General features: G+C 38.9%; 14 protein-coding genes and 1 tRNA gene. 4 read left to right on the top strand and 11 right to left on the bottom strand.

The annotated features are described in order from the left end of the window. From O3C63_08075 to O3C63_08060, 4 genes are all read right to left on the bottom strand, one after another. On the bottom strand, positions 1 to 326 hold a 326-nt coding region (locus tag O3C63_08075), incomplete at its 3' end, for a hypothetical protein (GenBank protein ID MDA0772884.1). Then, positions 304 to 786 carry a TonB C-terminal domain-containing protein gene (locus O3C63_08070; protein MDA0772883.1) on the bottom strand — a complete coding sequence of 161 codons (483 nt, stop codon included), beginning with the start codon at positions 784 to 786 and terminating at the stop codon, positions 304 to 306. The genes O3C63_08075 and O3C63_08070, both read right to left, overlap by 23 nt. A gap of 122 nt (positions 787 to 908) precedes the next feature. Beyond that, positions 909 to 1352, bottom strand: a complete 444-nt coding sequence (locus tag O3C63_08065; protein MDA0772882.1) for a TonB C-terminal domain-containing protein — start codon at positions 1350 to 1352, stop codon at positions 909 to 911. Beyond that, positions 1349 to 2866: a NuoM family protein gene (locus tag O3C63_08060; GenBank protein MDA0772881.1), complete on the bottom strand. Its 1518-nt coding sequence runs from the start codon at positions 2864 to 2866 to the stop codon at positions 1349 to 1351. Before O3C63_08060 ends, O3C63_08065 begins: the two co-directional genes overlap by 4 nt. 116 nt (positions 2867 to 2982) lie before the next feature. Between O3C63_08060 and O3C63_08055 the strand changes: the two genes are divergently transcribed. Then, a tRNA-Phe gene (locus tag O3C63_08055) sits at positions 2983 to 3058 on the top strand. Between the two features lie 345 nt (positions 3059 to 3403). Beyond that, positions 3404 to 4012, top strand: coding sequence for a hypothetical protein (locus O3C63_08050; protein MDA0772880.1), 609 nt, complete (start codon positions 3404 to 3406; stop codon positions 4010 to 4012). On the opposite strand, the gene hemB is transcribed toward O3C63_08050, so the two are convergent. Then, entirely contained in the window at positions 3956 to 4990 is a 1035-nt protein-coding gene (hemB, locus tag O3C63_08045) for a porphobilinogen synthase (GenBank protein ID MDA0772879.1), read from the bottom strand. The two genes, O3C63_08050 and hemB, sit on opposite strands and share 57 nt — an antisense overlap. Next, positions 4977 to 6356, bottom strand: coding sequence for an argininosuccinate lyase (argH, locus tag O3C63_08040; GenBank protein MDA0772878.1), 1380 nt, complete (start codon positions 6354 to 6356; stop codon positions 4977 to 4979). The genes hemB and argH overlap by 14 nt, the downstream gene beginning before the upstream one ends. 66 nt (positions 6357 to 6422) lie before the next feature. Here argH and O3C63_08035 point away from each other — a divergent pair, with 66 nt between their 5' ends. Continuing rightward, positions 6423 to 7160, top strand: a complete 738-nt coding sequence (locus O3C63_08035; protein ID MDA0772877.1) for a hypothetical protein — start codon at positions 6423 to 6425, stop codon at positions 7158 to 7160. Between the two features lie 39 nt (positions 7161 to 7199). On the opposite strand, the gene O3C63_08030 is transcribed toward O3C63_08035, so the two are convergent. The 4 genes from O3C63_08030 to O3C63_08015 are packed head-to-tail and all read right to left on the bottom strand — an operon-like array spanning position 7200 to position 10866. Continuing rightward, positions 7200 to 8648, bottom strand: coding sequence for an aldehyde dehydrogenase family protein (locus O3C63_08030; GenBank protein ID MDA0772876.1), 1449 nt, complete (start codon positions 8646 to 8648; stop codon positions 7200 to 7202). Between the two features lie 2 nt (positions 8649 to 8650). Continuing rightward, the gene (locus tag O3C63_08025) at positions 8651 to 9949 is read right to left on the bottom strand and encodes an aminotransferase class III-fold pyridoxal phosphate-dependent enzyme (protein ID MDA0772875.1); all 1299 of its coding nucleotides are present in this window, start codon (positions 9947 to 9949) and stop codon (positions 8651 to 8653) included. A gap of 2 nt (positions 9950 to 9951) precedes the next feature. Continuing rightward, positions 9952 to 10263 (bottom strand): NADH-quinone oxidoreductase subunit NuoK, encoded by a 312-nt coding sequence (gene nuoK, locus O3C63_08020; GenBank protein ID MDA0772874.1) that lies wholly within the window; start codon positions 10261 to 10263, stop codon positions 9952 to 9954. Between the two features lie 21 nt (positions 10264 to 10284). Further along, a complete protein-coding gene (locus tag O3C63_08015) occupies positions 10285 to 10866 on the bottom strand; it encodes an NADH-quinone oxidoreductase subunit J (GenBank protein MDA0772873.1) in 582 nt (193 codons plus the stop codon). Positions 10867 to 11182: 316 nt separating this feature from the next. Here O3C63_08015 and O3C63_08010 point away from each other — a divergent pair, with 316 nt between their 5' ends. Continuing rightward, entirely contained in the window at positions 11183 to 11944 is a 762-nt protein-coding gene (locus O3C63_08010; protein MDA0772872.1) for a DUF433 domain-containing protein, read from the top strand. On the opposite strand, the gene O3C63_08005 is transcribed toward O3C63_08010, so the two are convergent. Then, the coding region (locus O3C63_08005) for a hypothetical protein (GenBank protein MDA0772871.1) at positions 11945 to 12193 on the bottom strand (249 nt) is incomplete at its 5' end.

Genomic DNA, 12193 nt, shown 5'->3' with positions numbered 1-12193 from the left:
TTTGGTCCATAATCCTTGCCTGCCATCGAAGCGCCAGCTCTTAGGATTTGGAACTGGTCTTTGATGTAGTGATAGGCATGAAAGCTTACAGCAAAGATATCTGGTTTGTCATTAGCTTTGATCGTTTCGCTGTCACTGGCAATTACCATAGCTTGTTGATTTAGTACATCAATTTCATCGCTGCTGATTTCAAACTCATATCCGCGCAAGTCTACTTTGCCAAACTTGATAGCGTAGAACATGAAGGCGTCATCAGAATCAGGACTATGCTTTACTCGAATCTTCTGAGCGAAGTCTATGATTTTAGTAGATTGGGATATTGACAAAATGATTGATTCCGAATTTTTTGCTGAGGTAGCCTATGCCAAATTGAGCTGGCCAGCGACCGACCTCTCTAGGGATTTGAGTCTTTTTATTGTTATATTCAAAAAGATATTCGATAGTGGTAACATGCGGGTAGCCAAGACCATTGAGACTTCTATTAACTGCCATATAACATGAGTCATCAAAGCTTGGATTATTTGACCTTTCCATAAATTCATAGTGATGCACACCATCTGGAATAAATTGTATCTTGACTACAGTCCTGAGATTATTATTGGGATAATCTGCAGGGAACCAGTTTTTGTTTATATCTTTGCCCAGGCCAGTCGCAAAAGTTTCAAGTGTTTTGTATTCTGCAGGACTCATATTACGATCTGAAATAATTGCGCTTAGGTTCTTTTTGACTCTGGCATGGGCAAGAGGGCATGAAATCAATAAAATAAATAATAATAGACTGCGCATGAAATGATTATAGCATCCGTCTTCGCTATGCTACGACGCGATCTGATGATCCGTCTTCGCTATGCTACGACGCGATCTGATGATCCGTCTTCGCTATGCTACGACGCGATCTGATGATCCGTTTAAAATAGCATCTTGAACGGCTTAGCCATTGCACTAGTTGCGCTGCTTACAGGATTGATGTCTTTGGTTTTGTGAGACTCGAACATGATAGCAACTCTTCTGGTATGATCTGGTTTTTTGAATGGTGATGCTGACATCAAAGCTTGTTTACAACTTTTGTCATAAAATTTGTCACCACTAGAATATTTTCGTTCAATATCAGTAATGTGGCCACTTGGTTGCACTGTTACATAGTAAACCGTCTTGAGCGGTCTTACTGATTTAAGAGGATCCCATTTGTCACTTATTTTTGGTCTGATTCTATCAATATATGCCCGGTTCTCACTTTCTTGCTCGTAGCTATAACTACGGTTAAGGTCTTGCCCTGAAACTCTTTTGTAAAAAGCCTCAGCCCCAAGAAAGCTGGTAGAAAGAATTATTACAAGTGTCCAAACATAGATCATGAAATTATAAACTTGGTATTAATGTAAGCCAAGGTATCTAGTTGTGCCTCATAAATATTGTTTATAAAACTTGGATATAAGCCATAGACAATTGAAAGACCAAGCAATACTCCAAGTACCGTCAGTTCTGAGCCTCTTGCGTCAGTTAGTTTAAGCCATTTGTCTTTGATCTCACCGTAAAATACTCTCTGGTTTACCCAAAGCATATAAGCTGCTGTAAGAATCACGCCAAGTGCAGAAACTGCCGCTGAGATCTTCACTGGATCAAAACCACTTGCGGGGCTATCAGCACTGAAGACACCATAGAAAATTAATGACTCACCAACAAAGCCAGAAAGTCCTGGCAATGCAAGGTTGGCCATTGCCGCTAGCACAAATAAATAAAATGTTGTTGGCATGACTTTAGCAAGTCCACCAAGTTCTTCAATTTCACGTGTGTGAGTTCTTTCATAAAGCATTCCGACAATCATGAAGAGTGCTGCTGAAATTAAACCATGAGAAAACATCTGGAAAACTGCACCGCTGTAACCTGCCGTATTAAGACTTGCAAGTCCTAATAAAATAAAGCCCATATGAGAGATCGAAGAATATGCGATTACTTTTTTGAGGTCAGTTTGTATTAATGCCGTATAAGCTGCGTAGATGATATTTGCTGCGCCTAGTATTGCCAAGGCTGGTGCCAGTTTGACTATTACGTCTGGGAAAAAATCAAGACCAAATCTGATTAAACCATAGCAACCCATTTTAAGTAGTATGCCCGCAAGTAGCATGGAGACCGGGGTTGGAGCTTCTACGTGAGCGTCTGGTAACCAAGTGTGGAAAGGTATAGAAGGAAGTTTGATTAAAAAGCAAGTTGCAAAAAGTAAGAAGATACCCATTTGAGTTGTGTCACTAAGAGTAGCTGTGAGTTTCGAAATTTCTACCATGTCAAAACTAGAAAAACCAGTTGCTGCTAATAACCAGAAGATACCAAGCAATAATGCGATACCTGCTGCAAAGGTATAAAGAAGGAATTTCATTGAGGCGTAGTTACGGTTTTTGGAACCCCAGATTGCTATCAAGAAATACATTGGTATTAATTCTAATTCCCAAGCTAAGAAAAACAAGAACATGTCTTTTGCCATAAAGACTGCCATCACTGCCACTGACAGGATTAGAAGGAGTGTGTAATAAAGTCTTGGTTGACGTTTCTGTGCGATTGGTTTACTTGCAATGATTACACATGGTAAAAGGATCGCTGTTAGCAAAACCATTGAGAATGATAAACCATCAACAGCAACAGAAAAATTGATTGGTCCAAGCCAATGGTAGGACTCAGCTAATTGTGGATTAGTGTTTTCTGGATTAAATAGTCCAAAATATTGTTTGAGAGTAATAAGCAGAACTAAAATACTTGTTGCTAGTGATATGTGTCTAGCTCTGTCTTCTTTCATATCAAAGATAGCAATGCTTACCGCAGCTAAACTCAAAAGAATGAGTATTGTGCTTAACGAATGACTATATATAAATTCCATCAATAACAATTTAGCAGAATATTCCATAATCGTCACCTCATCACGTAATACAGATGGATTTTAATTATAGTTTCAGGGTGCTGTTTTTCTTTCTGTGATAATATTTTTAAGCTAATGGTCAGATAGCTCAGTTGGTAGAGCAGAGGACTGAAAATCCTCGTGTCGGCAGTTCAATCCTGCCTCTGACCACCACTTATTCACAAATTACTTAATACAGGATTGAACTGCCTTGCAGTAGATCTTTTGTCTGTCATGAGCTAGCGCTCATGCCCATGCCTCTGACCACCACTTATTCACAAATTACAATAGACTTGTTTTGAAAGTGGGATTATCTCCAAAGGCAACACGCGCATTCAGCGCGGTTGCTACCTTTTTTTGAGCGACCTGTACATCGAAACTTTGTTTCGAAACAGGTCTAATACAGGATTGAACTGCCTTGTAGTAGCCCTTTTGTCTGTCATGAGCTAGCGCTCATGCCCATGCCTCTGATAACCATCATAACCTAAGGATAATCCAAAAATGTATTACTAGTATTGTATGCGTAATATAGAAGCTAATAAAAAAGAACTTGATACTAAATATAGACTAGATTCAATTAGTCAAATTGATGAGTTACTAGATTTAATTAATCTTAACTTAGCTAATTTTCGGGAAGGGGAATTGATAGAGAATTTTGCAGCTATGCCAGATACAACAACAATAGATGATTATCAAATCATTAGTAATGATATAAAAAATATCAAAAAAATATTAGGTCAATCTTGGAAGGAAATAGCTAATGATGTGAATAAGTTGATTCAATTTTTAACTAAACAAAATGATAAACCAGAGATATTAGAGAAACTGAAAGAACTTGACCAAACAATTAAACACAATGATAGACAATTAGAATTTCTTGAAGAATTGCAAAAACTACAAGTTTATCAAGAACTTGAACTCAATGAACTTCATGAAAGAGCCAAGAGACGAATTATTACAGAAGAGATTAATGAAGCGATTCGCTATGCAAAACACAAATTCAATGACTCGATTAAGTTGAATATCTATAGCTTAGAGCATATGGCAAAAGCATTTAGTCCTGGTTCAACATCATATTTTGCGACTATGGCTATGGTTGATAGTCTTAAGTCTAGTTTGTCTAGTTAGAAAATCCTTAGCAAAATAAGTCAAAATCAAATCTGCTCCTGCTCGTTTGATTGACGTTAATGACTCTTTCATTGCCTGGTCCAAATCTATGTAGCCAGCTGTAGCTGCAGCGTGAATCATTGCATACTCACCGCTAACTTGATAGGCAGCTACTGGTACATGACTTTGTTCTTTAAAGTTTTTGACTATATCAAGATACCAAGAAGCAGGTTTGACCATCACGATATCAGCTCCTTCCATAATATCGAGTTCAAGTTCTTTGATTGCTTCAAGTGAGTTGGCTGGATTCATTTGGTAGGTTTTTTTGTCTTGGGGACCTTGGTGCTGGACTTGATCTTGACTACCCAATGAACCTAAAGCATCTCTAAAAGGACTATAGAGGCATGATGCATATTTTGCTGTATATGACATGATCAAAGTATCTTGAAAGCCAGCCTCATCTAATGCATGTCTTATTGCCCCAACTCTTCCATCCATCATGTCTGATGGTGCAACAATATCTGCACCAGCTTCTGCCTGGACTACTGCCATAGCGGCTAGTTGTTTAACTGTTGCATCATTGATTACCTTACCGTTTTGAATTAATCCATCGTGTCCATGGTTCGTGTAGGGATCAAGAGCGATGTCTGAGATGACTAATAAATCTGGGAATTTTGTTTTGATAGTTTTGATTGCTCTTTGAGTTAAGCCATTAGGATTGATAGCTTCCTGGGCTGATTCAGTTTTGAGACTCTGGTCAATGACAGGAAACAAGGCTATTGCCTTAACACCAAGTTCTGTTGCTGACTGGATTTCAGTCAAGATACTCTCAAGTCCCCATCTGTAGATTCCTGGCATTGATTTTATTGCTTCTTTTGTAGTTTCTCCTTCTTTAATAAAAAGCGGATAAATTAAATCATTTGCAGTGACCCTATTTTCTTCAACTAAGTCACGAAGCATTGCATTAAGGCGTAGTCGTCGGGGTCTATTTTTTTGCATTCTTAATTGCCTCTCGCACTCTCTTTCTAGCGGTCCCGCCAAATACATCTCTAGCATCAACACAAGCCTCTGGACTTAGATCAAGTTCTTGAGTGAATTTATCCGAGAACTTTTGCAGCTCTACAAGACTAAGATCTTTGAGATATTTTTTTTGTTTGATTGCCCATTTGACAATTTGTCCAACTATAGAATAAGCATCTCTAAACGCTAGTCCTTGTTTAACTAGGTATTCTGCAATGTCTGTAGCCGCTGCGTAGCTGTTTGCAACCGCTTGGTACATTGCTTCTTTGTTGACCTTGATGTTGTTAATAAACTCAGTTGCAATTGCAACACACTTGATGGTAGTTTCGTTTGCCATAAACAATAGTTCTTTATCTTCTTGCAAGTCTTTATTGTATGAAAGTGGCAGTCCCTTGACTGTGATCATAAGTGCGTTGAGTACTCCAATCACTCTACCTGCCTTGCCTCTAAGTAGTTCTGGGATGTCTGGATTTTTTTTCTGTGGCATCATGCTTGAGCCAGTTGCAAAACCATCAGAGATCTCTATGTAGCCAAATTCTTGTGAGTTCCAGACTATCATCTCTTCTGCGAGTTGCGAGAGATGAAGCATGATAGTTGATAAACAAAACTCATACTCAAGTACAAAGTCTCTATCGGAAACTGCATCAAGACTATTGGTTGAGGCTGAGTCAAAGCCTAATTCTTTTGTTGTAAGCTTTCTGTCTATATCAAAAGTCGATCCTGCCAGTGCGCCTGAGCCTAGTGGATTGACATTGATTCTCTTCAAAGCATCTTCTAGTCTTGCACTATCTCTTGAGAACTTGTCTTGGTATGCCATCCAAAAATGCCCAAGTGATATTGCTTGAGCTTGCTGCAGGTGAGTGTAGCCTGGCATAATTACATCTATATCTGTTTTGGCTCTTGTAATCAGTGAGGATCTTAGTTGCTTCAAGACTTCTTGTAATTGTGCTAATTGATTTTTTAGATACAACCTGAGGTCTGTTGCAACTTGATCATTTCTGCTTCTTGCAGTATGTAATTTCTTAGCATCATCGCCGATAAGCATAGTGAGTCTTGCTTCTATTGCCATATGCAGATCCTCATCAGCAATTCGTTCAGCTGCCCATTCTTGTGGATTCATCGCAATCTCTGCTTTGATACTGTTTAGACCTTCAATTATTGTTTTTGACTCAGCTTTGCTAATAATCCCTTGTTTTGCAAGCATTTTACTGTGCGCAATTGATCCAGCGATATCCTGCTCAAACATCACAATATCAAAACCAATACTGGCATTGAACTCTTGGAGAATCTTTGCTGGCTCTGTTTCAAACCGAGAAGACCATAAATTCTGCTTTTTAGCTGCCATTTTGCCAATTCTATCATGTTGCTATCAAATAGCCATGTTGTGCTGCCTTGTATTGCTAGGGACATTATGGGCAGAGATAATTCTAATCTACAAATTGATCCAAGTTTGACACTCAGTAGAGCAGTCAACGATAATTACAGTTATAAAATCAATGATAGTGGTGGTAGCATTTCAAGCAAGTATAGTGGACATAGTGTCTATTTTGGACCAGGAGAGCGGGATAGTGCTATTAAGGAACTTGAGACTTTTGACAAGAATATGAAACGCGAGAACCTGATAGCGATGCTTGAAATGTCGACAAGCTCAACAGCCGTTCTTGAAAGTATTTATAGAAACAATCCACCACTCAATGCAAGCGGTCAGCCAGAATTGACTCCTGAGTATTTGGATTTGATTGCTAATAAAGTAGCAGACTCACTCAAGTCTGAGATGAGTACGATGACAGAGGATCAACTCAAAGCATATGCTGGTCGTTATCCAGGCAATAGCGCAGTGGCTTCTGTGCTTGATGATTTTAAGACACGCAAACAAGCAGTTGCATTGCGCTTGGAGCTAGATTTGCCTGAAGGGCTTAATGGAAGAGAACTGAATGAACTGGATGATGTTAATTCCGTCGCTTACAAAGATCTTTATATGCCTGAGATTAAAGAGATTCAACAAGGGTCAGTTTTTGATGTTTTTAATTTAGTAAGAGATCTCAAGGAGACAGGTGTTGCTATGCGTACAATCGCTGAGAGCCTGGGGATTACTAAAGACCACGTGTCTGAATTTAAAAAACATAATGTTTTGTCATTTAATATTTGACCTGTTTCGAAACAAGTCTATTATTAATTAAAACCCTTTTTAATCGATTTGTGCACGTTGTAAGGAATCAGAATAATCAATTGCAATAGTTTTGTATTGAGTATAGGTTTCAAAAGCAGCCACTCCTGATTCTCTTGAACCATTGCCGGTATTTTTCCAGCCACCAAATAAACTAGCGCCGCCGCATTCTGCTCCAATCGTTGGTGCATTGAGATAGACTAAGCCAGACTCGAATCTATGAACGGCTTTCATGCCGAGATTTATATCTTTGGTGTAGATTGAATTTGAAAGACCATAATCAACATCATTTGATATTGCCAAAGCTTCTTCTAGAATCTCTTCTTGCGTTTTATTAGTTGAATCAATTTCGATTACCGCAAGTACCGGACCAAAAACTTCTTCTTTGGTGATCTTCATACCATGTTTGGTTTTGAGGATTGTTGGTGCGTAGAAATAGCCTTGATGAGAACCATCGTCAAGAATCTCTCCACCACAAACCAATTCGGCTCCTTCAGCTAGTGCTGCTTGAACCATGCCATGTATTTTGTTTAATTGTTTGAGACTAATAATCGGAGCGTAGTTAATTGCTGATTGTTTTTTAGTTTTGTCATAAAACTTGGCTGCTTGTGTTTGTAGTTTTTGTATTATAGGTTCTGAGATTGTTTTGTCGATAATTAATCTACTGGTGCTTGTGCAACGTTGCCCGCTAGTGCCATAGGCTCCCCAGAGAACACCGTCTGTTACAAGTTCTTGATTAGCGTCAGCAAGTACGATAGTACTGTTTTTGCCACCAAGTTCAAGTGCACATTTTTTGAAACCAGCTGCTGCAATTCCTGCAACGTGTCTGCCAACAGCAACTGATCCAGTGATGCTAACTATTTTAGTTTGATCTGACTTGGCTAGGTATTCACCAACTTCACCAGCACCCATTGCAACTTGAGCAACGCCTTCTGGAAGTCCTGCTTCATTAAGAACGTCAACAAATAATTTGCCTGATAGAGGAGCAAGCTCGGAAGGTTTGAGTATAAAAGTATTGCCGGCAATCAATGCTGGAGCTGCTTTCCATGATGGTACTGCTGCTGGAAAATTCCATGCAGTAATGAAAACAGCCGGCCCAATAGGTTGGCGAATGGTCATTATCGCCTTGTCAGGCATCTCTGACTGACCAGTCATGCCATAGATGGCTCTACCTTCTCCATTGAAAAAATCAAAGACATCTATGATCTCTTGAATCTCACCAAGGGCTTCTTCAAGTGGTTTACCGTTTTCACGATGCAGAATAGTTGCTAGTTCTTCTTTACGTTCGGTAAATATTTTGTTAGCTTTCATTAAGTACTGTGCGCGCTTTGGAGCTGGCATCTTTGACCAAGACTTGAATGCCTCAGTTGATTTGGCGAGCATCGCATCAAGCTCTTGACTGGTTGAAACCTCGTGTTCAGAAACTATCTCTTTGATATTTGCTGGATTATAGTTAATTATTTTGTTCATGATTATTGTGCAATTGCTTCAGCAATTATATCAAGACCTTGTTGTAGGTTCTCTGCTGTAATTGTTAGATCTGGTGCTAAGCGAATTATATTGCCATAAGTACCGCAACCAAGCAAGAGTACGCCTTTGTCATAGGCAAAGTTTTTGACTTTAGTAACTGTTGCAGTATCAGGGAAAACTAATGCAATCATCAAACCTAAACCTCTAACTTTGATTTTGTCATTAAGGTCTTCACGAGGCTTGCGACTGTCCGAGCCAGGGAACTTCGATTCAAAGAACTTAAACACTTGCTCTGATCTTGCGTTTACATTGTCCATTATTTTATCGCGTTCGATAATTTCTAATAATTTCAAAGCCGCTCTACATGAAATAGGGTTACCACCAAAAGTAGTACCATGTGAACCAGGTGGCATTTCATACATTAGTTCTTTACGACTTGAGAATGCTCCTAGTGGAAGCCCGCCTGAGAGACCTTTTGCCATTAATTGAACATCAGGAACTACTCCATAATGATTTGAGGCAAACCATTTACCAGTTCTAGCAATCCCAGATTGTACTTCATCAAATATCAAAAGTATTTCATGTTTGTCACAAAAATCTCTAAGAAATTGAAGATAGTTCTTACTGCCATCTAAACCAGGAGCCGGAATATATCCACCTTCTCCCTGCATCGGTTCAATTATAATTGCTGCAACAGATTCAGGGTGAACTACTGTATCAAAATAGTTCAAGAAGATTTTCTCATGGTGTTCTACCAACTTGTCTCTGGCTTCTTGAGTTTTAGCTTCATAAATATTAGGGAAACTGAGATGATGAATTCCTGGAATTAGTGGATCATAAAACTTGCGGTATGCTGACTTCGAGCTAGTAAATGCAGTTGCACCAAGAGAACGTCCGTGAAAGGCACCCTTGAATGCAATAAAATTGGTTCTGCCTGGTTTGAGTTTTTTGGCAAACTTGATTGAACCATCAACTGCCTCTGCTCCGCTGTTACAGAAGAAAGTATTGTTGAGATCACCTGGAGTTATGCTTGCTATTTTTTCGGCAAGATCAATATTGGCAGGATAATGAACTACGCAACTTGTGTGAATGCATGAAGCTGCTTGTTTTGCGATTGCCTCAACCACTTCTGGATGACAGTGCCCTAGCTGGTTTACGGCAATACCACTTGTTAGGTCGAGGTATTTTTTACCATCCTCTCCATACAAAAATGATCCCTCACCTTTTACAGCGACAAGATCAAAGGCACGTCCCAAAGCAGGGGACAGATATTCTGCATCTCTTTTTAGTGTATCAGACATAATTACCACTTCATGGTAGCAAAGCTATCCATTCTGATGTTTACCCTGTTTCTGTATATTAATAACAGTAGGGCAAGACCGATGGCTGCTTCTGCAGCTGCAATTGCCATGACAAACAAGCTGAAGACTTGTCCTTTAACCATGATTGGATCGATATAGTGTGCAAAAGCTACAAAGTTGATATTGATTGCGTTTAGAATTACTTCGATGCTCATGAGTACACGGAAGGCGTTGTTCCTTGTGATCAAGCCATAGACACCAATTGAGAACAAAAGTGCTGAGAGAATTAAGTAGTGATTTAGTCCGATTTCCATTAGTTTATCCTTTAGCTTTGTCTAAGCGGCTTCCTTTGTTTCTAATTCTTTTTTTGAAAGTATGATCGCTCCAACGAGCACGATCAGTAATAATACTGAGATCAATTCAAAAGCCACTATATAGTTACTAAGCATTAATTGACCTATTCTGGCTGTATAAAGCCCTGTGACTTCATCTATGTCAGCAAGGTTGTCTTTTGCTCCAGTTAGTTTTGATATTGTATCCCAGTCTTGTGAAGTAATGACTTTGACCATTAATGTAAATAATCCTGTTGAAACTATTAGTGCCAATATATTTCTTGTGTTCAGTTCGACTTTGTCTTCAGTATCATCAACATCACTTGGTTTTTGTTTCAGATTACAAAGCATCACTGCAAAGATAATGACCAAGACTATTCCGACTGCATAAATTAGTATTTGCGAGACTGCAACGAAGTTGGCGTTTAAGAGGAAGTATATTCCTGCAATCGCGCTGAAGGCTCCAATTAATAAAAAGCCAGCTCTTACCAGGTTATCCAAAAATATCATTCCCAGTGAGCATATAACTGCAGCTGCAGCTAATATATAGAAGGGTATGTGCGAAAACTGAGCTAGTAAATCCATAAGCAAATAAATTATAGTCTAATTTCGCAATAACGCAAATTCTAGCCAAACCCCACCCCGGGTATCACAAATTTTGTATAATTTTGTATTAATCCAACAATATTTTGACTAAAAATATAGTGTTTTGATTTTATTTGTGATACCCGGGGTGTGCTTTTTGTGATACCCGGGGTGTGGTTTTTGTGATACCCGGGCTGGGGTTGGGAAGATAATTGTTGCGAATGGATTAAAAATGGAGATACCCGGGATCGTCATTTTATAGTTTGGGCAGAATATAATCAGAGGTAGCTAGGAGGCTATCAAATTGCGTACGTCTATGGACTTGAAAAAAATAGCAGAAAACAGAATTGTTATTGACCAGAATGTATGTTCTGGCAAAGCACGTATTAAAGGAACCAGGATTACGGTTGCTGATCTCTTGTTGAGTTTCGCTGAAGGTATGTCTCAAACAGATATATTAAGAAGCAATAGAGGCTTGCAAATAGAAGATGTCCAAGCAGCACTTGCCTATGTCTTTTGTATTAGTGAGGGTATTCAACTCAATATCGGATCTGCCTTTGATACTGGCAAACAAGAACTTGAAAACAAAGAACAAGAACTCGTAGTAAAAGAAGAAGACAAATTTACCGAAGCTCTTGCACTGCAAGCAGCAATCCAAGAAGACCTCACCAAAGAAAAGATCGCAGAAGTCAAAGCCAAAAAAGCCAAGAAAACTAAACAACCAATCCAAATTGACAAACAACCTGCCCCCAAAGAACGTGCCTATGATTTATTGATTGATATTTCTGGTGAGCCCAAAACTAAGATCTTCACTATCGCTGATCATATTGAACAAGGGCTTGATATGAGCTTGGATAATTATGTTTTTGAGAAAAGAGCTGATGCCAAGACTTGGCTTTGCTATTCAACCAACGACAATATTGAAATTGATCAAACTATGCGCAGAAACCTGATGGTAACTTACTCACACAATGGTTTAATCAAAAAGGCTATCTTTGAAGGTTATTTGACGACAGACAGACAACACAAAATATTTATGCAAAGAGATGGGGATCTGACTTGTGGTAGGGCTTTGTAGTTAGCTGAACATTGTATTAAAGTCTAAACTGTTTTGATCGATATTTGGAGGAGGGGCTGTCATTGCTAGACTTCTTTGGACTGCATTACTTTGATTTAAATCTTTTTCTTGCTGATCTTTTTTTAAGATTGACTGAATCATTTTATTAAGCTCTGCTTTGCTTTCAGGTGCTAGTCCATTGACTCTTGCTTTGATGTCTTCAGTATCACCGCTAAGGATTTTTGCTTTGAGTTGATCTGTGCTTAGATC

It is taken from the genome of Cyanobacteriota bacterium, from assembly GCA_027618255.1.
Taxonomy (GTDB): Bacteria; Cyanobacteriota; Vampirovibrionia; order LMEP-6097; family LMEP-6097; genus JABHOV01.
Note: the sequence above shows the minus strand (reverse complement) of the source record. Positions and strands in the feature narration are given on the sequence as shown.